The sequence below is a fragment of the Gordonia sp. PS3 genome (assembly GCF_041950545.1).
GTDB lineage: Bacteria > Actinomycetota > Actinomycetes > Mycobacteriales > Mycobacteriaceae > Gordonia > Gordonia sihwensis.
Genome location: NZ_CP169524.1, coordinates 2,299,484 through 2,321,470 on the forward strand (window position 1 = coordinate 2,299,484; position 21,987 = coordinate 2,321,470).

A 21,987-nucleotide genomic window follows, 5' to 3' on the forward strand; every position below is an offset into this window, starting at 1 on the left:
GACTAGTGTCTGCTGAACTCATGCCGGCTCGTACGCACTCTCGGCGTGCTCGGCGCTGTCGATGCCGGTGAACTCCGCCTCCCGGTCCACACGCCAGCCGAGCGGCTTGAGCACCATCGCGATCGCGAAGGTCAGGATTCCGGTGAACACGAGCGCGAACAGGGCGATCGCCGCCTGCACCACCAGCTGTTTGTAGTCATGGCCGTAGAACAGACCCGAGTCCTTGGAGAGGAGACCGATCGCGATCGTGCCCCACAGACCGGCGACGAGGTGCACGCCCACCACGTCCAGCGAGTCGTCGAAGCCGAGCCGGTACTTCAGCCCGATCGCGACGGCCGCGAGCGCACCGGCGACCACACCGAGGAACAACGAGCCGACCGGGGTGAGGGCGCCGCAGGCGGGCGTGACTGCCACCAGTCCGGCGACGACGCCGGAGGCCGCACCGACGCTCGTCGGGTGGCGGTCTCGGATCCATTCCACGGCCAGCCACCCGATCATCGCGGCGGCCGTCGCCGCGGCGGTGTTGATCCACACGAGGCCGGCGGTGGCGTCGGCGGCGAGCTCGGAGCCGGCGTTGAAGCCGAACCAGCCGAACCACAGCAGGGCCGCGCCGAGCATCACGAAGGGAATGTTGTGCGGACGGTACGAGGTGCGGCCGAACCCGCGGCGTTTGCCGACCACCAGCGCCAGCACCAGGCCGGCCATGCCGGCGTTGATGTGGACGACGGTGCCTCCGGCGAAGTCGATGGGCGCGACCTTCGCCACTCCGTCGGCGACGCCGAACAGCCAGGAGGCGATCGAGTCCTTCGCGTTCGACATCAGTCCGCCGCCCCACACCATGTGGGCGAGCGGGAAGTAGACGATGGTCGCGAACAGCACGGTGAACGCCACCCAGGTGGCGAACTTGACGCGTTCGGCGATCGCACCGCTGATGAGCGCGACTGTGATCACGGCGAAGGTCAGTTGGAACGCCATGAAGACGGTCGCCGGAATCTGGGTGCTCCCCCACACCACGAACTGCGTCGCATCGCCGACCGACCTGGTCTGCATCAGTTGGTCCGACCCGAACAGTGAGAACGGATTGGCGAACAGTCCCCCGATGTCGCCGGTGCCGGTCAAGGAGTTCCCGAAGGACATCGAGAATCCCCACAGCACGTAGATCACCGTGACCGTGCCGAGCGCCGCGAACGACATCATCATCATGTTCAGCACGGACTTGGCACGCGAGAGCCCTCCGTAGAAGAACGCCAGCGCGGGTGTCATCAACAGCACGAGCGATGCGCTCACGATCACCCAAGCGGTATTACCCGCATCAACGGTTCCGAACACGTTGTCCGGCAATGCAGTCTGCACTCCTCGCACCTCCTCGCGAGACGTCGCCGATCGACGTCTCGCGATAAGAGTGCAACGCTGGTGTTGCGTGCCGCGTCGCGCAGAAGTTTCGGGGCCGTCAAGGAATCCGCGGAAATGTTTCGCGGGTGTTGCGCGGCGGCCGGGTCACACTTGTCCGCGCAGTACGTGCTTGAGGATCTTTCCGCTGGGATTGCGCGGCAGTGTCTCGACCGTCACCACCTCGCGCGGCAGTTTGTAGCGAGCGAGCTTGTCGGCGAGGAACTCGCGCACCTCGTCGAGCGTCAGTTCGGTCCCGTCGACGGTGACGCACATCGCGACGACCGTCTCGCCCCATTCGGGGTGCGGACGGCCGATCACCGCGACGTCCGCCAGGCGGGGATGCGCGCGCAGCACCTCCTCCACCTCCTGCGAGTGGACGTTCTCGCCCCCGACGATGATCACGTCCTTCAGTCTGTCGACGATGTAGAGGTAGCCGTCCCGGTCCATCCGTGCGACGTCGCCGGTGCGGAACCAGTCGCCGACGAAGCAGTCGGCTGTGGCGGTCTCGTTGTTCAGGTAGCCGATCATCCGGGTGTCGCCGCGCAGCCAGATCTCGCCCGTGTCGCCGGGACCGACGTCGCGTCCGTCGGCGTCGACCAAGCGCAGGTCGACGCCGACCATCGGACCTCGGCCGATCGAGCCGGCCTTCGCCAGTTGCTCGTGGGGATACAGGGCCGTGCCCGCCGGCCCCATCTCGCTCATGCCGTACACCTGGAAGAAGCGGTCGCTGCGGTAGGCCGCCACCAGCCTGCGGGCCGTGGCCTCGCCGAGCGACGCGCCGCCGTACAGCCACTTCGACACGGTCGACAGGTCGTGGTCGGCGAAGTCGAGCGCGCCGGCGTCGGCCAGTTGCACCGGCAGGAGGTATGCGATCGGCGAGCCGAAGAAGGCGGTGATCCGGTAGCGCTCGACGGCGGGCAGCAGTTCGGCCGGATGGAACTCACGCATCAGAACAGTCGTCGCACCGAGGGCGATCATCGTCAGCAGCCAGTCGTTGAGCGGCGCGGCGTGCCAGATGGGCATCGCGAGCAGGAACCGCTCGTCCTGCGTGAACCCCAGGGTGGCCGCGAGCGCCGGCGCCAGGCCGGACAGGGTGCGATGCGTGTGCAGGCAGCCTTTGGGCGAACTGGTGGTCCCCGACGTGTAGAGCACCTGCGCCACCGAGTCGAGGTCCGAGTCGACGGCGCCCGGGACAGGAGCGGCGGCGCGGACCGACTCGTCGAAGTCGGGCAGGCCGTCGTGAGCGCTCTCGGTGGTGAACCACCGGAACCCCGGCGCGCCGGCCACCGCGGTCTCGGCGAGGGATCCGGAGACGACGCCGACGACCGCGCCGCTGTGCTCGAGCGCGTAGGCCACCTCCGGCGCGGCGAACTTGTGGTTGACCGGAACCAGCGCGGCACCCGCGAACCAGGCGCCGAACGCCGCCACGACGAACCCCGGCGTGTTGTACGTCATGACCGCCACCCGGTCGCCCGGCCCGACACCGGCGCCGATGAGCACCGACGCCGCACGTCGCGCCCGGTCGAGGAGCTCGCTGTACGTGATCTCCTCCTCGCCGTGGACGACGGCGGCTTTGGTCGGATTCAGGCGCGCGCTGCGCTCCAGAGTGGCGGTCAGATGCATCGAGACGCTCTTTCGAAAGACGACGGCCTCGGGAGGCCGGGGATGGAGGGTGCGGTGGTGTGGACCGTGGGCCGGTCGCGCCGGATTCAGGCGCGGGCGACGATTTCCGCGAGGTCGAGTGCCGAGTCGAGGACGCCGTACATGTGACCCGGATCGGCGATCCGTCCGGCGACGAATGCGTCGGTCACCGACTCGGGCGCCTGCCGGATGAGGATCGAGCCCTGCAGCGCGATCGCCATCGATTCGGTGAGGCGGCGGGCCACTGCGGGAGCGCCCGCGGGGTCGGCGGACGCCTGCGCGATGAGTTTGCGGGTCTTCTCGACGTGGAGGTCGTACTCGCGATACACCCCGAGTGCGCGCTCGAACTCGTTGTCGACCGCCTCCACGGACATCGGGTCACGCATCATCGCACGCAGGACGTCGAGTGCGATGACATTGCCCGACCCCTCCCAGACCGCCATGACCGGCTGTTCCCGATACCGGCGCGAGAGCGGGAAACCGTTCTCGCAGTAGCCGTTGCCGCCGAGACATTCGAGCGCCTCGTAGGCGTGGTTGGGGCCGCGTTTGCAGACCCAGTACTTGCCGACGGCGGTCGCGAGCCTGCGGAAGGCCGCGGACTCGTCGGCGTCGTCGTCATAGGCGGCGGCCAGTCGCATCGCGGTCCAGATCGCGGCCTCGGCCTCCACCTGCAGGTCGGCGACGACGGCCGTCATCGCCGGCTGGTCGACGAGCCTCGCGCCGAAGGCCGAGCGGTGGCGCACATGCCACGCCGCCTCGGCCACCGACTGCCGCATGCCCGCGGCGCTGCCGAGCACGCAGTCGAGCCGGGTCTGGTTGACCATCTCGATGATGGTCCGTACGCCCGCGCCCTCGTCGCCGAGGCGCCAGCCGACGGTGCCGTCGAACTCCACCTCGCTCGAGGCGTTCGACTTGTTGCCGAGCTTGTTCTTGAGCCGCTGGACGTTGAAGACGTTGCGGGTGCCGTCGGGCAGCACGCGCGGCACCACGAAGCAGGTGACGCCCGGAGCGGTCTGGGCGAGCACCAGGAAGGCGTCCGACTGCGGTGCCGAGCAGAACCACTTGTGGCCGGTGATCGAGTACATGCCGTCCGACAGCTCCACCGCGCGGGTGGTGTTGGCGCGGACGTCGGAGCCGCCCTGCTTCTCGGTCATCGCCATGCCGAAGATCGCCGAGGTCTTCTGTCCGGAACCGAGGTCGTGCCGGTACTCGCGCGAGAAGACACGTGGAAGCCACTGCTCGGCGAGCTTCTCGTCCACTCGCAGCGACGGGACGACGGCATGCGTCATGCTCACCGGGCAGGCGTGGCCCGGCTCGATCTGCCCGAACTGCATGAACATCGCGGCCCGCGCCACGTGGGCACCCGCGCGCGGCTCCGACCAGCAGCTGGTGTGGGCGCCGTGGGCGATCGCGTCGCCGATGATGCGGTGATAGGCCGGGTGGAACTCGATGTCGTCGATCCGGTTGCCCCAGCGATCGTGGGTGTGCAGTTCGGGGGTGATCGTGTTGGCGAGTTCGGCGTCGCGCTGGAAATCGGCCCGGCCCACCAGGGCGCCTGCCTCGGTGAGCGCATCGGCGGCCCATCCGGCGCCGTAGACGTTCACCGCCTCCACCAGCGCGGTGTGACTGGTGAACTCGTTGACGTCGACGCGGGCGGGCGCCTGATTGAAGACCTCGTGTGTGGCGGGCATTGCGGCGGGCTCCTTCGGTTGATCGATCGGGGTCTGTCGGTTCGGTTCAGACCGGCGCGGTGGCACCCAGCGCCAGAAAGCAGAATCGGCGGATGGTCGCCACCAGCTCGGCCGGGTCGGAGTGCGGAAGCGGTGCCGTGTCCGGGTCGAGCGCTCCGACGAGCGCTTCGGAGATCGCTCCCATCACGGCCGACGCCACGACCGGCGCGTCCTGGTCGACGAACACTCCGGCGGCGACGCCGTCGGCGATGATCCGCTCGCCGAGCTCGCGGTACGACTGCCGGAGATGCAGACGTTCGGCCTCCACCGTCGGTATCACCGGCTCGAAGAGCAGCGACCACGCCAGGCGGCGGCCGCGAAGAGCGCGGTCGGCGAAGACGTCGATGAGCGTGCCCAGCTCCCGGCCGGGATCGCCGCCGACCGCCTCGACCGCGCGGCGCACCTGGTCGAACTCGTAGCCGGCGGCGTCCCGGAAGACCTCGGCCAGGAGCGCCTCGCGGTTGTCGAAGTACGAGTACACCGATCCGACGCTGACTCCGCTCCCCTCGGCGATCGCCGCGACGGTAGCGCCGGAGAAACCGGAGTCGGCCACGATCCGGCGCGCCGTCGCGAGGATCGAGGCACGTTTGGCCTCCGCACTCCGTCGGGTGGCCGCGGTCGGTCGGTACGCCATCGTCACCTCTCAACCCGGGGTCAAACTTTGAATCGCGATTCAACTGTTAGAAGAATTGAATCACGATTCAACCGAAGTCACAAGGGGGTCGGAAAACAAGATCGTCCCTGTGACGGACCGGCGAGGGCGATATGTCCTCGACCGTCCGTCACAGGGACGATCCTGGCGACTCAGTTCGGTACAGACGCCGGTTCGGTACAGACGTCGGTTCGAAAAAGCAGCGCGCTACAGCAGCGCGTCGACGAATGCCTCCGGCTCGAACGGAGCGAGGTCGTCGGCGCCTTCGCCGAGCCCGACCAGCTTCACGGGGACGCCGAGCTCCTCCTGGATGCGGAACACGATGCCGCCCTTGGCGGTGCCGTCGAGTTTGGTGAGCACCACGCCGGTCAGCGAGACCACTTCGGCGAACACCTTGGCCTGCATCAGACCGTTCTGGCCGACCGTGGCGTCCAGGACCAGCAGCACCTCGTCCACCACGGCCTTCTTCTCGACCACTCGCTTGACCTTGCCGAGCTCGTCCATCAGGCCCGCCTTGGTGTGCAGACGGCCCGCGGTGTCGATCAGCACCACGTCCACGCCTTCGGTGATTCCGGTGCTGACGGCGTCGAAGGCGACCGAGGCCGGGTCGGCACCCTCCTTGCCGCGGACGATTCCGGCGCCGACGCGCTCACCCCAGGTCTGCAGTTGGTCGGCCGCGGCGGCACGGAAGGTGTCGGCGGCGCCCAGCAGCACGCGGCGGCCGTCGGCCACCAGCACGCGCGCGAGCTTGCCGGTGGTGGTGGTCTTGCCGACGCCGTTGACCCCGGCCACCAGCACGACCGCCGGTCGGTCCGCATGGGGAAGGGCCCGAACGGAGCGATCGAGTTCGGGATGCAACTGCTCCACGAGGACCCGCTTGAGGGCGGCGCGCGCGTCCTCGGCCGAGCGGACCTTGCCCGTCGCCAGTTCCTCACGGAGCCGTTCGGTGACCGTCGACGTGGCGGCGGTGCCGAGATCGGCCATCACCAGCGTGTCCTCGATCTCCTCCCAGCTGTCCTCGTCCAGATCGCCCGCGCCGAGCAGCCCGAGCACGCTCGCGCCGATCGCACCCTGCGATCGCGACAGGCGCCCGCGCAGGCGCGAAAGCCGTCCCGCGGTCGGCGCGATCTCGTCGAGCGCCGGAGCGGTGTCGACGGGTGCCGGTTCGGCGACAGGTGCGGGTTCGGCCACGGGCTCGGGTTCTGCGACCGGCTCGGGCTCGACGACCGGCTCGGGCTCGACGACCGGTTCCGGTTCGGCCGCCGGCGGTTGTACGACGGTGGTTTCGTCGGTCTCCGGCTCGACCTGAGCGGCAGGCTCGGGCTCGGCGACGGGCTCCGGTGTGGGCGGCCTCGGCGGCTCCGGACGGTCGAGGGTCGCTGATCCCGCCCCGCCCTGGCTGAAGGAGAATCCGGAACCGGCCTTGTAGCCCCCGGAACGATCGACTTGCCGTTGCGATCCGTCGGTGACCTGATCGGTCCCGGCGGCGGGCTCGTCCCGGAGCGAGATCCGGCGGCGGCGATTCAACGCGTAGCCGGCGCCGGCGACCAGGGCGAGGATGACGACGATCGCGATGACGATGCCGACGATGAGTTGGGTGTCCACTGGAGAAGTTGTCCCTTCAGCTCGTGGGAGCGGAGTCGGTTGGTGAAGTCGAAGGATCGGGTGCGGCGGCGGCCGGGGTCACGTCCACCCCGCGCAGTCGTTGGGAGATCACCTGGGTGATCCCGTCGCCCCGCATGCTCACGCCGTAGAGCGCGTCCGCGATCTCCATGGTCGGTTTCTGGTGGGTGATGACGATCAGCTGGGACTTCTCCCGCAGCTGTTCGAACAGGGAGATGAGCCTGCGCAGATTCGCGTCGTCGAGGGCGGCCTCCACCTCGTCCATCACGTAGAAGGGCGAGGGCCGCGCCCGGAAGATCGCGACGAGCATGGCGACGGCGGTCAACGACTTCTCGCCGCCGGAGAGCAACGACAGTCGCTTCACCTTCTTGCCCGGCGGCCGCGCCTCCACGTCCACCCCGGTGGTGAGCATGTCGTCCGGATCGGTCAGGACCAGCCGGCCCTCGCCCCCGGGGAACAGCGTCGCGAAGACCTGGACGAACTCTCGCTCCACGTCGGCGTACGCATCGGTGAAGACTTGGAGGATCCGGGCGTCGACGTCGTCGATGACGTCCATCAGGTCTTTGCGCGCAGCCTTCACGTCCTCCAGCTGCGCCGACAGGAAGTTGTAGCGTTCCTCGAGGGCCGCGAACTCCTCCAGGGCGAGCGGGTTCACGCGGCCGAGTGTCTTGAGGTCCTTCTCCGCCTTGCGCGCACGCATTTCCTGGGTGGCGCGGTCGAAGGGCATCGGCGCGGGGGCCACCACTTGTTCGCCGCGAGCCTTGGCGTCCTCGTACTCGCGCATCTCCAGATCCGACGGCGGCATCGGGACATCCGGTCCGTACTCGGCCACCAGGTCGTCCGGCGCGATCGCGAACTGTTCGAGCACCTGTTCCTCGAGCTGTTCGATGCGCAAGGCGGCCTGCGCTCTGGCGAGTTCGTCGCGGTGCACGGCGTCACGCAGTTTGTTCATCACCGTGCTGAGCTGGTCCACCTGCGCCCGCAGGGCGTCCACCTCGGCCGTGCGCTGGGAACGGATGGCTTCGAGTTCGTCGCGAGCCTGCGCCGCGTCGGTCACGGCCGCGGCCACCGCGTCCGCGAGTCGTTCTCCGGTGTCGGCCACCGCACTCGCCACGCCGGCCGCGTACTTGCGGAGAGCGTCCTGGCGCCGCTGGCGCTCCCGATTGGCCCGCTCGTTGGCCGCCGCGCGACGCAGACTCTCGGCCTTGCCGCGCACCGACGCCAGGCGTTCCTCGGCGGTCCGCAGTGTCAGACGCGTCTCGACCTCGGCGGACCGAGCGGACGCGACTTCCGCCGCGGCGGCATCGCGCATCGCTCTGTCGCCGTCGGCGACCGGCTCTTCGGCTGCACCGTCGACGGCGCGGGCCAGGCGCTCCTCCACCTCGGTGAGCTTCTCGAGATTCTCCGCGCGGCCCTGTTCGACGAAGTTGCGTTGCCGCACGAGCCGGTCGGCCTCATCCCGTGCAGCACGGATGTCCGAACCGAGACGCCCGAGCGACTCGTAGGCCGCCCCGAGGTTCGCGTCGGACTCGTGGAGGGCAGCGAGCGCCCCCTCGGCGTCCTCACGCGCCCGTTCCTGTTCGGCGATGGCCGCGGCCAGCTCCGATTCCAGACGCAGTGCCGTCTCCTCGGCGGCCGCGAGGTCGTGTGTCGCGGTATCGATCGCGGACTGCACCTCGATGGTCGACGGCCGTCGTGCGGATCCGCCCTCCACGCTGGCCGAGGAGATGCGGTCGCCGTCGCGCGTGACGCCGACCACTCCGAGCTCACGGGCCAGGTCCAGCCCGGTCTCGGGATCGTCGACGACGATCGTCTCGGCGAGCAGCACGTCGAGCGCGCCCGCCACCTCGTCGGGTGCGGTGACCAGGTCACGGGCCCACACCGCACCGTCGGGCAGCGACGGCCGACGGTCGGGGTCGACGCCGGGCAGTCCCCCGACGATGAGGGCCGCTCGCCCGCCGTCGCCGCTGCGCAGTTCGCGCAGGGCCCGCACCGCGGCGAGCGCGTCGACCGTCGTGATCGCATCGGCGGCCGGCCCCAGCGCTCCCGCCATGGCGGCTTCGTAGCCCGGCTTCACCGTCAGCAGCTCCGACAGCGGCACGAGGACGCCCTCGGTTCCGCGTTCGATCAGCCAGGCCCCGCCGTCACCGCGTTCCAGACCGACCGAGAGCGCTTCGATCCGCGCGCTGAGCGACGCGATCGATCTGGCGGTCTCGCGCTCACTCTGGCGGAGCCGTTCGACGGTCGCAGTGGCCTCGGCCAGCGCCGCCGCACATCGTTCGTGGTGCTCATCGAGGCCGCGTTCGGCGTCCTCGAGGATCCTGACCCGCGCCACCTCCTGATCGAGGGCCGCCTGCGCGGTGTCGGCCCGCTCGGCGGCCGCCTCGATCGACGCCGTCAGCCGGGCGGTCTCGGCGTCCACCGACTCCACCTTGGTTCGCAGGTTCGCGGCCTCGCCCTCCAACCGCGCCAGACCCTCGCGGCGGTCGGCGACGGCCTGCACCGCGGCCAAGTGCGCGCGCTCGGCCTCGTTGGCCACCTGCTCGGCGGCCTGCAGCGCGGCGGTCGCGTACTCCAGCCGCTCGGCGGCCGCCTCGACCGCCTCGGTGTGCTCGGCCTCAGTCATCGCAGCGCGTTCGGCCTGCCGTTCCAGTTCCTCGGGATCGGAACCGGAGTTGGCGACGCTCGGCGAGGCCAGGTTCGCCGCGCGTTCACCGGCGAGCCGCAACGTGCCGCCGACCCGCTCCGACAGTGCGCCGAGTTGGTAGAAGACGCGTCCGGCCTCACTCGCCGCGGGCGCCACCTGCGCCAGATGCTCCTGTGCTGCCGACAGCGCCTCCGTGGCGGCGTCCAGCGCGGCCGCCACCTCGTCCTGCTGTCGCCGGACGTCGGCCTCCACGGCGCTGTGCTGCGCCATCTCCTCGCGTCGCTTCACGAGGTCGTCGGCGGCCAGCCGCAAGCGGGCGTCGCGCAGATCGGCCTGGACGGTCGCCGCGCGCCGCGCCACTTCGGCCTGCCGGCCGAGCGGCTTGAGCTGGCGGCGGAGTTCCGTCGTCAGATCGGTGAGACGGTCCAGGTTGGCGGCCATCGCGTCGAGTTTGCGGACCGCCTTCTCCTTGCGGCGACGGTGCTTGAGGACCCCGGCGGCCTCCTCGATGAACGCGCGCCGTTCCTCCGGCCGGGCCTCCAGGATCGCCGCCAGCCGGCCCTGCCCCAGGATGACGTGCATCTCGCGGCCGATGCCCGAATCGGACAGCAGTTCCTGAACATCCATCAGGCGGCACGAGTTGCCGTTGATCTCGTACTCGCCCGCGCCGTCGCGGAACATGCGCCGCGTCACCGACACCTCGGAGTACTCGATCGGCAGCGCGCCGTCCGAGTTGTCGATGGTCAGGGTCACTTCGGCGCGGCCCAGCGGGGCGCGACCGGAGGTCCCGGCGAAGATGACGTCGGCCATCTTTCCGCCGCGCAGGGCCTTGGCGCCCTGCTCCCCCATCACCCAGGTCAGGGCGTCGACGACATTCGACTTGCCCGACCCGTTGGGCCCCACCACACACGTGATGCCGGGCTCGAACCGCAGCGTCGTCGACGACGCGAACGATTTGAACCCTTTCAGGGTGAGGTTCTTCAAGTGCACGACCTGACAGCCTACCCGGATCAGCGCTCGACGAAGCCCGTCAAACCACCGCGTGCCGCCTCGAAGGACTCCACCACCAGATCGACTCGGCCGGGGGTGTCGGACGAGCGCAGCGCGGCCAGCAGTGCCGTCAGCGATTCATGCGGACCTTCGGCGACCACGAGCACCCGACCGTCGGGCTGGTTCGAGGCGTATCCCACCAGACCGAGTTCCAGCGCTCGCGACCGGGTCCACCAGCGGAATCCGACGCCTTGGACTCGCCCGTGCACCCACGCGGTGAGGCGCTGCATCACTCGGTCTCCATAGTGAGCGAGACCTGAGTTCCCGCCTTCAGGGTGCGGCCGACCGTGCAGACCTTGTCGATGGCGCGCTCGACGACCACGAGCAGGCGCTCGGCGGCCTCCGGGTCGAGTTCGGAGAGGTCCACTTCCAGGACCTCGTCCAGCTGCGGGTACCGCTCGTTCTCCCGGTCGGCGTCGCCCGAGACCCGCACGGTGGCGTCGTAGTCGTCGCCCAGTCGGCGCGAGAGCGGCCGGTCCGACGACATCCCCGTGCACGCGGCGAGTGCGATCTTCATGAGTTCGCCCGGGGTGAAGACGCCCTCGACGTCCTCCGAGCCGATGAGGACCTGCGCCCCGCGCGAGCTCTGCCCGGTGTACCTCCGGGTTCCGGTCCGCTGGACCCACAGTTCAGTCATGTCGTCGTGCCTTTCATCTGCCGTTCGTGGAGGTGTTCACGTCTCGGTGTTCACGTCTCGGTGTTCACGCCTCCCCCGGTCGAACGCCGCCGGCCTCGCAGACCGTCCCGGCCGTCGGCGTTCCAAGACTGTTCAACCTACCGGGTGGCCGGCTCGCCCTGCGGATCGGCTTGAGGACGTCGACGAGAGCGCGTCGCCGAGAACGGTGCGCTGAATCCGCCTCGTTCCGTTCGAGTGATTTGTCAGACCCTGCCGATATCATCGAATGTAAGTTCGAGGCACTCGAAGGGGAGGCGTGAACATGCAGGTGAGGGAGCATTCCGGCTCGTCGGTGGTGGTCGACGACGGGTCGATCGTGATCCGGATCGGATGTCCGGCAGGTTCGACCGACGGGTCCGGTTCGGATGCGGCTGCGGTGTCGCGGGCTGATCGTGCCGCGTTGTTGACCTTCGCAGCGCGGGCTGACTGCTATCAGGGGTTGGTGATGTGGCATCGCTATCAGGCGGTGTACTCGCTGTATCGGGCGAAGCAAGCGGAATTAGAGGCCGACGCGTCGGTCGATGCGTACACGCGGTTGTTTGATCCGCAGTGCCAGATGGCGGCCTCGTATGCGACAGCGGCCGGGGTCCGGCAGTACGCGGGTGAGTTGTTCGTCGATCGGGCGATCGCGTGTTTCGAGCGGATTCCGTCGATCGGCCGACTGATGCGCGACGGGGTTCTCACTCCGGGGTGGTTCGTTCGAGCCGTGGAGCAGACCGCCTTGGTCGACGACGGCGACCTGCTCGCCTTCATCGATGCGGAGATCGCACATCGTCTGGCCGGAATGGGTGGACTGTCGGCGAGCCGGGTGGAGTCGATCGTGGCCGAGCACGACCCGGACGCCGCGACCCTGACTCGTGAGCAGGTCGCGTCGAGCAAGAAGGTGTCGGTGACGCCGGTCGCCGACGGCGTGTCGGAGATGGTGATCGTCGGCTCCACCGAGGACGCGGCGATCTCGCTCGGGGCGATCAACGCGCTCGCCGACGGCGTGTGCCCGTTCGACCCGCGAACCAAGCAGGCCCGCCGGTCCGACGCCGCTACCGCACTGCTGCAGCAGAGCCAGTTCACCTGCCTGTGCGAGCGGGACGACTGCGTCTCGGAGTTGGCGCCCGCGCAGATCGACGCGCGGCGCGCCCATGTGATGGTTCACGTCGTGGTGCGCAAGGAGGCGCTCGACGGCGTGTCGCAGCTACCGGCGTACGAGGATGGCGTCGGTCCGATCTCCGCCCGCCACGCCCGGGAGTTGGTGCGTCGTCCCGACGCGGTGATTCGCGAGTTGGATCTGGACACGGTGATCGCCGACTGCATGCGACACGCCGGTCGGTACCGCCCCTCGGCGGCGGTCGACACAGCCGTCCGCGCCCTGTTCGGCACCTGCACCGTCGCCGGCTGCGACCGCCCGGCGTGGAAGTCCGACCTCGATCACGTCGTCGAATTCGACCACCGCGATCCGGGCAACGGCGGGCCGACGTGCGTGTGCAATCTGAATCCGAAGTGCCGTTTCCATCATGGCGTGAAAACCCACGCCGAAGGGTGGGTCGATGATCAGATCGTCGACGCCAACGGCGTCATCTGGACCGAAGTCACCACGCCGGACGGGGTGACCGTCCGCCGACAGGCGATGAACCTGTGGCTGCTGCCCGAGCTCGGGCACATTCAGTGCCGGCACGGCGTGTCGTTCGGCATGTCGGACTCGCCCGCGACGCGCCCGGAGAACCGACACGCCGAGAATGAACCGGAACGGCGACTGACCCGCACTCAGGCCAAGCACCGCTACCGCACCCAGAGGCGCGCCGCCAACCGCCGACAGCGGGAAATCGCGACGGTCACCGACGGCGAGCCGCCGTTCTGAGTCCAGCGGCATCGGCGGAGCCGGTCGATCGCCACAGACTCAACCAGCCGTGACCGGCCGCGGGAGCCGTGTCCAGATGCAGACGCAGCACCTCGGTCAGCAACAGTTGCATGAGGTCAGTGACGATTGAATCGTCCCGGGTTTGATGGAGACAGGTTTGACCGGAAGGGACACTTGTTTCGTGCCTCGCCCACCGAAGTACTCACCCGAGTTGCGGGATCGTGCCACACGGATGGCCATCGATGCTCGGAAGGACCCCGAGACCGCGCCCGGAGCTCTGGCGCGGATCGCCAAGCAACTCGACGTCAACCCCGAGACCCTGCGGATTTGGGTCCGCCGCGTCGAAGACGGCCAAGCCGAAGCGCCTGGGGTCGAGACAGTTTCAGATATCGAGCGGATCCGCTTGTTGGAGAAGGAAGTTCGAGAGCTGCGTCGGGCGAACGAGAGGGCGGATTCAAGCGGTCAGTGCAACGAGTCCTGTGAGATGAGGCAGTCACTGATCACAGGAGGATCCGGATGCAGGGCAAGCACGGTCATCTCAGTCGGGAGCAGAAGCGGCTGGCACTCAGGCTGCATGCGAGGGGTTGGCGGCTGGTCGACATCGCCAAGGAGATCGGCTGCAGCGCGCCGATGGTCGGGATCATGGCCCGCACCGGCAGGCACGCCGACGCCAAGCCGTTCGGCTGGGAGCCACGCCAGGGCTGCCTGACGATTGACGAGCGCGAGCAGATCCTGGTGGGGATCAATCGTGGCGACACCTTCACCGCGATCGCCGAGCACCTGGGGCGCGCGGTGTCGACCATCAGCCGCGAGGTGAAGCGCGGCGGTGGTCGCTGCGGCTACTCGGCATGGCATGCGCACGAACGCGCTCGCGATCAAGCTCGTCGGCCGAAGTCTTTCAAGCTCGCGTCAGGCCGGTTGCTCGAGGAGGTCTCCAGCCGGCTGGAGCAGTTGTGGTCCCCCGAGGAGATCGCGGCGCGCCTACGGTTGGATCACGCCGATGATCCGGAGATGCGCGTGAGCCACGAGACGATCTACCAGTCCCTGTTTGTCCAGGGCCGAGGCGAGTTGCGCCGCGAGTTGGCGCGGTGTCTACGGTCCGGAAGAGCGGCCCGAAAGCCCCGCGGCACCACTGACGGCCGCGGCCGGATCCCCGGCATGGTGATGCTCAGCGAACGCCCCGCAGAAGCCGACGACCGCGCCGTGCCCGGACACTGGGAAGGCGACCTCATCCTTGGCGAGGGCAGCCGCAGCGCGGTCGGGACGCTCGTCGAGCGATCGACGCGGATGACGCTGCTGTTGCACCTCCCAGATGGCAAGACAGCCGAGCAGGTCGAGGCAGCGATGCGCGCCGCGATCAGCAAACTACCGTCCTCGTTGGCCAGAACGATCACCTGGGACCAGGGCGCGGAGATGTCGCAGCACGCGGCGTTCACCACTGCCACGGGTATCCCGATCTACTTCTGCGATCCCCACTCGCCCTGGCAGCGCGGGAGCAACGAGAACACCAACGGCCTGTTGCGTCAGTACCTGCCCAAGGGCACCGACCTGAGCGCCGTCACCCGCGAGGAGTTGGACGCGATCCAGGACAGCCTCAACAGCCGACCGCGCAAGACTCTGGGCTATCTGACACCATCAGAGAAGCTCGCAGAGCTTCTTGCGCCCACCGCTTGAATCCGCCGAGTCTGAAGACAGCGTCGGCTTTCTTCGCGGCCGAGCTCGACCGGCCACACCGCTGATCGGTCAAGTCCCGGGTAGTGGTGTAACTGGTTGTGGTCCTTCGTAGGTGGTCAGGCGGGTAGTTGGATCAGTGGGTCGGTGTTCACCTCCGGCGTGTGGTCGGTGACGGTCAGGCGGCAACGGCTGAGCACCTCGAGGCCGAGGTAGCGGCGGCCTTCGGCCCATTCATCTGTCTGCTCGGCGAGCACTGCTCCGATGAGCCGGATGATGGCGTCGCGGTTGGGGAAGATGCCGACGACGTCGGTGCGGCGGCGGATCTCGCGGTTGAGCCGTTCGGTGGGGTTGTTGGACCAGATCTGGCGCCACACATCTTCCGGAAACGCGGTGAACGCCAGCAGGTCTTCACGGGCGTCGCCGAGGTGTTCGGCGACGTCGGGTAGCCGGTCTTCGGTGTATTCGAGCAGCCGGTCGAACTGGGCGTTCACCGCCTCTGGTGTGGGTTGGTCGTAGACGCTGTGCAGCATCGCTTTCACAGCCGGCCACATCGATTTCGGGCACACCGCCATCAGATTTGCGGCGTAGTGGGTGCGGCAGCGCTCCCAAGCGGCGCCGGGCAGGGTCGCGGCGATCGCCTCGACCAATCCCGGCATGGGCGTCAGAGGTCACCAGGCGGACTCCGCCGAGGCCGCGGGCGACCAGGTCGGCGAGGAAGGTGTTCCACGAGGCTTTGGTTTCGCTGGTGGCGACCTGCTGGAGTCGTTCATGCCGACGAGGCAGATGACGCTCGTATCTACCCTGACCTCACCGCTGTCTGTCGATTCGCAGCCAAGAAATTGCCATCGCCGGCTGCAGGCTCGAGGAAAGTCCTGTCGACAAAGTCAGTGCCGGTCTCCAGGTCCTCGCGCACCAGGTCAAGCATCCGCTCAACCATGTGGCGCGGCGTGAAGACCTCACCGTGGGCCTTCACACGGTGCCTGGACTTCATCAGTTACTCCCTCCTGTCGGCCCGCGACTGCTGGCCTCTACTCGATGGCTACACCCTATCGGCCGGTACCGACATCGAGTGACGCACACGAGCGCGGCAGGTTCCAAGGAAGGATTCTGAACGGACCGCCCGATAGAAGGCGACGTACACCGACAGCAGGCACCAATACATTGCGAGTAGTCGGTCAGGCAACCCTCCGGCGCCGCGGCACCCGCTGACACGTCGGGCAGAAGAACGAGCTCCGGTTCATGAATGCTTCGCGCACCATCGGCGTCTCGCAGCGACGGCACGGAAGTCCTTCGCACCCATAGGCGTTCAACGATCGTTCGAAATAACCCGACTGCCCGTTCACGTTCACGTACAGGTCGTCGAACGACGTGCCGCCGACCTTGACCGCCTCCCGCATCACCTGGGTTGCGTGATCGACGAGTTCTCCCAGCCGGGCGCGCGGAATGCCGCGCGTGCGTCGCCGGCCGTGCAGGCCGGCGCGCCAGAGCGACTCGTCGGCGTAGATGTTTCCGACACCGGAGATCACGGTCTGGTCGAGGATCGCGCGCTTGATCTCCGTGTCCCGACGCCGCAGCGCGGTGACCACGCCGTCGCGGTCGAAAGCCGGCTCGAAGGGATCCGGTGCGATGTGCGCCACCGACTCGGGTACGCGGCGCGGCCCGGCGTCGACGAGTTCGTCCAGATGCCAGCCGCCGAAGGTCCGCTGGTCGACGAAACGCAGTTCGTTCCCGTCGTCGAGGGGCACGCGGATGCGCAGGTGCACCGGATCGGCGGCACCCTGCTCGGCGAGGAGCATCTGCCCGCTCATGCCGAGATGGACCACGACGGCCACCTCGTCCGCGCGGTCCGCGGCCAGCAGCCACATGTACTTACCGCGCCGCTCGACGGCCTCGAAGGTCTTGCCGCGCAATCGACTCGAGAGATCGACGGGCCCGCCGACGTGACGCCTGGCCGCGCGCGGATGCAGCACCTCGACCTCGCGCGCCGTCCGACCGGAGAGATGGGACGACAGGCCGAGACGGATGGTCTCGACCTCGGGAAGTTCAGGCACCGGACGGTCCGATCAACGCGGCTGTTCCTCGAGTGCCTTCCACGCCAGTTCGGCCGCGTTCTGTTCGGCTTCCTTCTTGGTCCTGCCGGTACCGGTGCCCAGTTGAGTGCCGCCGACCACGGCGATCGCGGTGAACTCCTTGTTGTGGTCCGGTCCGGTCGACGTGACCTGGTACTGCGGCTGGCCGAGGCTCCGCTCGGCCGAGAGCTCCTGCAGCGAGGTCTTCCAGTCCAGTCCGGCACCGAGCCGGCCCGATCGTTCGATGATCGGCTCGAACAGCTTCATGATGACCGTTTTCGCGACCTCGATGCCGTGGTCGAGGAAGATCGCCCCGAACAGCGATTCCAGGCCGTCGGCGAGGATCGACGCCTTGTCGCGGCCGCCGGTCAGTTCCTCACCGCGGCCGAGATGCAGATGTGCGCCGAGCCCGCCGTCGCCCAAGCCGCGGGCGACGTCCGCGAGGGCGTGCATGTTGACCACGCTCGCCCGGATCTTCGCCAGCTCGCCCTCGGGACGGTCCGGGAAGCCGACGTACAGCCGTTCGGTGACGACCACGCCTAGGACGGCGTCGCCGAGGAACTCGAGGCGCTCATTGGTCGGCAGCCCGCCGTTCTCGTACGCGTACGAGCGGTGGGTCAGCGCCAGGTTCAGCAGATCGTTCCTGATCGTGACGCCGAGCACATCGGTGAGCAGCGACGGGTCGGGCCGTTTGCTCACCGGTCACCGTCCTCGCCGGCGTCCCCGTCCGTCTCGGTCAGCCGGTCGGCCAGCTTCGCCCATCGGGGGTCGATGATGTCGTGGCCGTGGCCCTCCTCGGCGTCGGCCAGCTTCACTCCGCAGATCGGGCACAGTCCCGGACAGTCCTGCGTGCACAGCGGCGACAGCGGCAGCTCCGTCGCGATCGCGTCGATCACCACCTGCTCGAGATCGATCCGCTCGTCGACGATGCGCTCGAGTTCTTCCTCGTCCTCCGCTGTGCGGTCGGTCTCACTGTCGGGGTACGCGAACAGTTCCGTCAGGTACACGGAGACGTCCTGGGTCAGCGGGTCCAGGCAGCGGCCGCACTGGCCCTCGGCGACGGCCGTGACCGTACCGGTCACGAGGACACCCTCGGTCACCGACTCGAGACGCAGGTCGAAAGCCACCTCGCCGCCGGCGGGAATGCCGATCATCTCCGCACCGATGCGGTCGGGGGTTTCGAGGGTCCACGCCTTCTCGATCATCGAACCGGCCCGGCGGGGCACCGACCGGACATCGATCACGAATCCAGAATCAGTCACCCGAACGATGTTACTCAGTAGTCCCTGCTCGAACGAAGTTCAGTGGCCGCGTCCCGGATCGAGCGCGACCTCAGCCCGCCATCTGCGCCGGACCCGGCTGCGGTCCCTCGTCCATGCCGTGCGGATACTCGACGTAATCGTGCATGCCCGCGCCCGTCCGCAACTGCTGGCGTCCGCGGTTCACCGACCGCAGCGTGCCGGTGAGGATCTCCTCGAAGTCGGCGAGTTTGTCGTCGACGTAGATGTCGCAGTCACCGCGCAGCCGGTCCGATTCGGCGTGCGCCGCATCGATGATCCGCTCGGCCTCCTGCTTGGCGGCCGAGACCACCTCGGACTCGGACACCAGCCGCTGCTGCTCGGCGATGCCGTCGGCGACGGACTTGTTGTAGCTGGCGTTGCCCGCCTCTACGACGCGTCCGGCCTCGGCGCGGGCTCGGCCGGTCACGGCCTCGTACTCGCGTGCGGCGCTGTGCTCGAGCCGCTGGGCCTCGTCGTTCGCGTCGGCGATGACGGCCTGCGCGTTGCCGTTCGCCTCGTCGAGCATCCGGTCGGCTCGAGCCTTCGCCTCGGCGAGGATCCGATCGGCTTCGGCCCGCGCATGAGCGAGCATCGCCTCGGAGTCGCGTTCGGCACCGGTGATGAGGCGATCGGACTGCTCACGCGCGTTCGACACGAGGGTGTCGCGTTCGTCGAGCACGTCCTGCGCGTCGTCGAGCTCGCCGGGCAGCGCATCGCGCAGATCGTCGAGAAGTTCCAGCACATCGCCCCGGGGAACCACACACCCCGCGGTCATCGGCACGGTGCGCGCCTCTTCGACGATCGCGACCAGCTCGTCAAGCGCTTCAAATACGCGGTACACGATTCAATCTCCGATCCGGCACAGCCGTAGGTTCGGCGGCCTTTGATATCACTGAGGCCATTGTGCCGAATGTTGCGACTGTGACGCCGGAGGGCCGCATCGGGCGTGTCGCCCCGTCAGGCCCCGGACTATCAGTGGGCGTATCCGTCAGACACTGCGCGTCTGCGACAAACGGTCGGCCAGCGCCTGGTGAATGTGCTCGGAGAGATAGGGCGTCACGTCGCCGCCGAGCTTGGCGACCTCTTTCACCAGCGAACTGGAGACGTGCGCGTACCGCGGATCCGTGAGCATGAAGTACGTCTCACACCCGGTCAGCTCCCGGTTCATCTGCGCCATGGGGATCTCGTAGGCGAAGTCGCTCTCCGAACGCAGCCCCTTGACCATCGTGTCGGCGCCCTCTGCCACCAGCAGATCCACCACCAGACCGGTCCAGCTGCGCACCTCGACGTTCTCCAGGTCGGCACAGTCCCGCTCGATGAGCGCGATGCGCTCTTCGACGGTGAACATCCCCTGCTTGTTCGGGTTCACCACGACGGCCACGACCACCCGATCGAACCGGGCAGCCGTGCGTTCGACGACGAAGCGGTGGCCGAGAGTGAACGGATCGTACGACCCGGGACAGACTGCAGCACTCATGTCTGCTGAATCTACGCGACGCCGTCTCCGGCGCCGCGGCGACGGCCGCGGTCAGCGACCGCCCAGCACGACCACCGTGTCGCCGTACTGCTTGGACGTCACTTCCTCCAGTCCGTCGGGCCAGGTGACGGCGGCGCTGCGACGGCCGCGCTCCACCACCACCCAGCCGTCGGACGCCAGAACCGGTTCGCATGCCGAGATCATTCGGTCGACCTCTTCGGAAGGCACCTCGTAAGGCGGATCGAGGAGGATCAGATCGAACGTTCCGGACGGCGCCGCCAGAAACGACTCCACCGGGCGGTTGACGATCCGGACCCGCGACGCTGCGCCGCAGACGGCGACGTTGTCCCGCAGCACCCCGGCAGCCCGGCGGTCGGACTCGACGAGCACCGCCGACGCCGCTCCCCGGGACACCGCCTCGAGTCCGAGCGCACCCGTGCCGGCATAGAGGTCGAGCACCCGGACTCCGGACAGGTCCATCCGGGAGCCGAGCATGGAGAAAAGGGCTTCGCGGACGCGGTCGGAGGTCGGCCGGGTGGTGTCGGCCGGAACGGCGAGCCGACGGCCGCGGAAGTCACCGGCGATGATTCTGGTCATATCGAGGCCCATGGTAGTGGATGGTCGCGGCCGCGAACCCGCCCGCAGTAGCGTTGTCGGCATGCGCATCCGCACGACGGCCTGGACCCCGGCAGCGCCCACGGTGGCCGATCCGGACCCGGACGGCCGTGCCGAGCAACTCGCCGAACTCATGGACGGCCGCCGCGCGGTGGCGCTGACGGGCGCCGGACTGTCGACGCCCTCCGGAATCCCCGACTACCGGAGCCCCGACTCCCCCGTGCGGCGTCCCATGACGATCGAGGCCTTCCTCTCCTCCCCAGAGAGCCGGCGCCGGTATTGGGCCCGCAACCATCTGGGATGGCGGCATATGGACGCCGCCGCGCCGAACGCCGCCCATCGGGCACTGCGCACCCTGCAGGACGCGGGAGTCCTCTCCGGGGTGATCACACAGAACGTCGACATGCTCCACATGAAGGCCGGGTCGCGCCCGGTGGTCGATCTGCACGGCTCCTACGGTCGCGTCCGCTGCCTGGGCTGCGGCGAACAGGTCTCCCGCCACCGGCTCGCCGAGGCTCTGGAGGCGGCGAACCCCGGCTACGCCGATCGGGTGGCCTCCCGAGGCGCGATCGAGGTGGCCCCCGACGCCGACGCCGCGCTCGAGGACATCGGCGACTTCGTGATGCTCGACTGCGAGAGGTGCGGCGGAGTATTGAAGCCCGACATCGTCTACTTCGGGGAGACGGTGGGCCCGGATGTGGTGGCTCAGGCGTTCTCCCTGGTCGACGACGCCGATCTGCTGCTCGTGGCCGGGTCGTCGCTGACCGTGATGTCCGGACTGAGATTCGTCCGCAGAGCGGTGGCCGCGGGCAAGCCGGTAGCGATCGTGAACCGCGGCCGAACGCGCGGCGACGACCTGGCGACCCTGAAGATCGACCACCGGTGCGAGGTCATTCTTCCCGCGGTCGCAGACCGCATCGCTGCCGCACGTTCAACGTTACTGTGACGTACACCACATTGTTTGCTTGAACTGCACAAAGGCGGGGTTCCGCGCAGGCAATATTCGATCTGCGGTGACTTTCCTATGAACGGCCGATAGCCTCGGTCACGTCATGAACCCGAATGATCCTTCACCGGAGACAGACAACGGAAACACGGTCACCTTCCGGCGACCGCGGGCCCGTGACGGAAAGAGAATATGGGAGATCGCTCGCGATTCGCGCGTGCTGGACGTTAATTCGCCCTATGCCTACGTTCTCTGGTCACAGGATTTTTCCGAGACGTCGATCGTGGCTGAATTCGACGGAGACGTCGTCGGCTTCGCTACCGGATACCGTCGACCAGCGGCACCCGACACCCTCATGGTGTGGCAGGTGGCCGTCGACGAGACGCAACGCGGGAAGCAGATCGCCAAGCGGATGGTCTGCGAGTTGTTCCGGCACTGCGCTCAAGCCGGTGTCGTCGCCATCAACACCACGATAAGCCCCGACAATCAGGCGTCCCAGCGACTGTTCGCAGGCGCTGCCCGAGCCCTCGGTTTGCAATTGACACGCGAACCGTTCTTCAGCGCGGAACTGTTCATCGACTCCCATGAGCCCGAGGACCTGTATCTGCTGACGCCGGGCTCCGCTCAATAGCGGAACCGGCAGAACTCAAACGAGGAAACTCT

General features: G+C 68.3%; 19 protein-coding genes and 1 pseudogene. 5 read left to right on the top strand and 15 right to left on the bottom strand.

What is annotated here, in order from left to right:
- Window positions 1–18: 18 nt before the first annotated feature.
- From ACE11G_RS10670 to ACE11G_RS10705, 8 genes are all read right to left on the bottom strand, one after another.
- A complete protein-coding gene (locus tag ACE11G_RS10670) occupies window positions 19–1,353 on the bottom strand; it encodes an ammonium transporter (protein WP_278127100.1) in 1,335 nt (444 codons plus the stop codon).
- Between the two features lie 144 nt (window positions 1,354–1,497).
- Window positions 1,498–3,015, bottom strand: coding sequence for an AMP-binding protein (locus ACE11G_RS10675; protein ID WP_346075244.1), 1,518 nt, complete (start codon window positions 3,013–3,015; stop codon window positions 1,498–1,500).
- Window positions 3,016–3,101: 86 nt separating this feature from the next.
- Window positions 3,102–4,724 (bottom strand): acyl-CoA dehydrogenase family protein, encoded by a 1,623-nt coding sequence (locus tag ACE11G_RS10680; RefSeq protein WP_375002114.1) that lies wholly within the window; start codon window positions 4,722–4,724, stop codon window positions 3,102–3,104.
- A gap of 46 nt (window positions 4,725–4,770) precedes the next feature.
- Window positions 4,771–5,397, bottom strand: coding sequence for a TetR/AcrR family transcriptional regulator (locus ACE11G_RS10685; protein WP_045539699.1), 627 nt, complete (start codon window positions 5,395–5,397; stop codon window positions 4,771–4,773).
- 225 nt (window positions 5,398–5,622) lie between these two features.
- Window positions 5,623–7,020: a signal recognition particle-docking protein FtsY gene (ftsY, locus tag ACE11G_RS10690; RefSeq protein WP_375002116.1), complete on the bottom strand. Its 1,398-nt coding sequence runs from the start codon at window positions 7,018–7,020 to the stop codon at window positions 5,623–5,625.
- Between the two features lie 16 nt (window positions 7,021–7,036).
- Entirely contained in the window at window positions 7,037–10,675 is a 3,639-nt protein-coding gene (smc, locus tag ACE11G_RS10695) for a chromosome segregation protein SMC (protein WP_375002118.1), read from the bottom strand.
- Between the two features lie 20 nt (window positions 10,676–10,695).
- The gene (locus ACE11G_RS10700; protein WP_006896669.1) at window positions 10,696–10,965 is read right to left on the bottom strand and encodes an acylphosphatase; all 270 of its coding nucleotides are present in this window, start codon (window positions 10,963–10,965) and stop codon (window positions 10,696–10,698) included.
- Complete coding sequence (locus tag ACE11G_RS10705; RefSeq protein ID WP_045540633.1) at window positions 10,965–11,372, bottom strand: OsmC family protein; 408 nt, start codon at window positions 11,370–11,372, stop codon at window positions 10,965–10,967. Before ACE11G_RS10705 ends, ACE11G_RS10700 begins: the two co-directional genes overlap by 1 nt.
- 295 nt (window positions 11,373–11,667) lie before the next feature.
- On the opposite strand from ACE11G_RS10705, the gene ACE11G_RS10710 reads away from it, so the two are divergent.
- The 3 genes from ACE11G_RS10710 (at window position 11,668) to ACE11G_RS10720 (ending at window position 14,937) form a co-directional block, all read left to right on the top strand.
- Window positions 11,668–13,263 carry a DUF222 domain-containing protein gene (locus ACE11G_RS10710; protein WP_375002121.1) on the top strand — a complete coding sequence of 532 codons (1,596 nt, stop codon included), beginning with the start codon at window positions 11,668–11,670 and terminating at the stop codon, window positions 13,261–13,263.
- Window positions 13,264–13,495: 232 nt separating this feature from the next.
- Entirely contained in the window at window positions 13,496–13,972 is a 477-nt protein-coding gene (locus tag ACE11G_RS10715) for a transposase (protein ID WP_375002123.1), read from the top strand.
- Window positions 13,906–14,937, top strand: coding sequence for an IS30 family transposase (locus ACE11G_RS10720; RefSeq protein WP_375002125.1), 1,032 nt, complete (start codon window positions 13,906–13,908; stop codon window positions 14,935–14,937). The genes ACE11G_RS10715 and ACE11G_RS10720 overlap by 67 nt, the downstream gene beginning before the upstream one ends.
- Window positions 14,938–15,053: 116 nt before the next feature.
- Here the strand turns inward: ACE11G_RS10720 and ACE11G_RS10725 are convergent.
- The 7 genes and pseudogenes from ACE11G_RS10725 to rsmD form a co-directional block, all read right to left on the bottom strand.
- Window positions 15,054–15,693 (bottom strand): annotated as a pseudogene (locus ACE11G_RS10725) (transposase); the annotation flags it as partial.
- A gap of 419 nt (window positions 15,694–16,112) precedes the next feature.
- Window positions 16,113–16,988 carry a bifunctional DNA-formamidopyrimidine glycosylase/DNA-(apurinic or apyrimidinic site) lyase gene (gene mutM, locus ACE11G_RS10730; RefSeq protein ID WP_375002127.1) on the bottom strand — a complete coding sequence of 292 codons (876 nt, stop codon included), beginning with the start codon at window positions 16,986–16,988 and terminating at the stop codon, window positions 16,113–16,115.
- Between the two features lie 12 nt (window positions 16,989–17,000).
- Complete coding sequence (gene rnc / locus ACE11G_RS10735) at window positions 17,001–17,705, bottom strand: ribonuclease III (protein ID WP_006896661.1); 705 nt, start codon at window positions 17,703–17,705, stop codon at window positions 17,001–17,003.
- Window positions 17,702–18,250: a DUF177 domain-containing protein gene (locus tag ACE11G_RS10740; protein ID WP_006896660.1), complete on the bottom strand. Its 549-nt coding sequence runs from the start codon at window positions 18,248–18,250 to the stop codon at window positions 17,702–17,704. Before ACE11G_RS10740 ends, rnc begins: the two co-directional genes overlap by 4 nt.
- 88 nt (window positions 18,251–18,338) lie before the next feature.
- Entirely contained in the window at window positions 18,339–19,127 is a 789-nt protein-coding gene (locus ACE11G_RS10745; protein WP_006896659.1) for a DivIVA domain-containing protein, read from the bottom strand.
- A gap of 147 nt (window positions 19,128–19,274) precedes the next feature.
- Entirely contained in the window at window positions 19,275–19,763 is a 489-nt protein-coding gene (gene coaD, locus ACE11G_RS10750; protein WP_006896658.1) for a pantetheine-phosphate adenylyltransferase, read from the bottom strand.
- Window positions 19,764–19,814: 51 nt separating this feature from the next.
- Window positions 19,815–20,360 carry a 16S rRNA (guanine(966)-N(2))-methyltransferase RsmD gene (gene rsmD / locus ACE11G_RS10755; RefSeq protein ID WP_039867503.1) on the bottom strand — a complete coding sequence of 182 codons (546 nt, stop codon included), beginning with the start codon at window positions 20,358–20,360 and terminating at the stop codon, window positions 19,815–19,817.
- A 61-nt stretch (window positions 20,361–20,421) separates the two neighbouring features.
- Between rsmD and ACE11G_RS10760 the strand changes: the two genes are divergently transcribed.
- Entirely contained in the window at window positions 20,422–21,324 is a 903-nt protein-coding gene (locus ACE11G_RS10760; protein WP_006896656.1) for a Sir2 family NAD-dependent protein deacetylase, read from the top strand.
- Between the two features lie 106 nt (window positions 21,325–21,430).
- The gene (gene ectA / locus ACE11G_RS10765; RefSeq protein ID WP_006896655.1) at window positions 21,431–21,955 is read left to right on the top strand and encodes a diaminobutyrate acetyltransferase; all 525 of its coding nucleotides are present in this window, start codon (window positions 21,431–21,433) and stop codon (window positions 21,953–21,955) included.
- The last annotated feature ends 32 nt before the right edge of the window (window positions 21,956–21,987 follow it).

Bases quoted from the DNA above. Each gene is read 5' to 3' on its own strand.
- ACE11G_RS10675 (WP_346075244.1), bottom strand. From the start codon at position 3,015: ATGCATCTGACCGCCACTCTGGAGCGCAGCGCGCGCCTGAATCCGACC.
- ACE11G_RS10680 (WP_375002114.1), bottom strand. From the start codon at position 4,724: ATGCCCGCCACACACGAGGTCTTCAATCAGGCGCCCGCCCGCGTCGAC.
- ACE11G_RS10685 (WP_045539699.1), bottom strand. From the start codon at position 5,397: ATGGCGTACCGACCGACCGCGGCCACCCGACGGAGTGCGGAGGCCAAA.
- ACE11G_RS10700 (WP_006896669.1), bottom strand. From the start codon at position 10,965: ATGCAGCGCCTCACCGCGTGGGTGCACGGGCGAGTCCAAGGCGTCGGA.
- ACE11G_RS10705 (WP_045540633.1), bottom strand. From the start codon at position 11,372: ATGACTGAACTGTGGGTCCAGCGGACCGGAACCCGGAGGTACACCGGG.
- ACE11G_RS10715 (WP_375002123.1), top strand. From the start codon at position 13,496: ATGGCCATCGATGCTCGGAAGGACCCCGAGACCGCGCCCGGAGCTCTG.
- ACE11G_RS10720 (WP_375002125.1), top strand. From the start codon at position 13,906: ATGGCCCGCACCGGCAGGCACGCCGACGCCAAGCCGTTCGGCTGGGAG.
- coaD (WP_006896658.1), bottom strand. From the start codon at position 19,763: ATGAGTGCTGCAGTCTGTCCCGGGTCGTACGATCCGTTCACTCTCGGC.
- rsmD (WP_039867503.1), bottom strand. From the start codon at position 20,360: ATGACCAGAATCATCGCCGGTGACTTCCGCGGCCGTCGGCTCGCCGTT.
- ACE11G_RS10760 (WP_006896656.1), top strand. From the start codon at position 20,422: ATGCGCATCCGCACGACGGCCTGGACCCCGGCAGCGCCCACGGTGGCC.
- ectA (WP_006896655.1), top strand. From the start codon at position 21,431: ATGAACCCGAATGATCCTTCACCGGAGACAGACAACGGAAACACGGTC.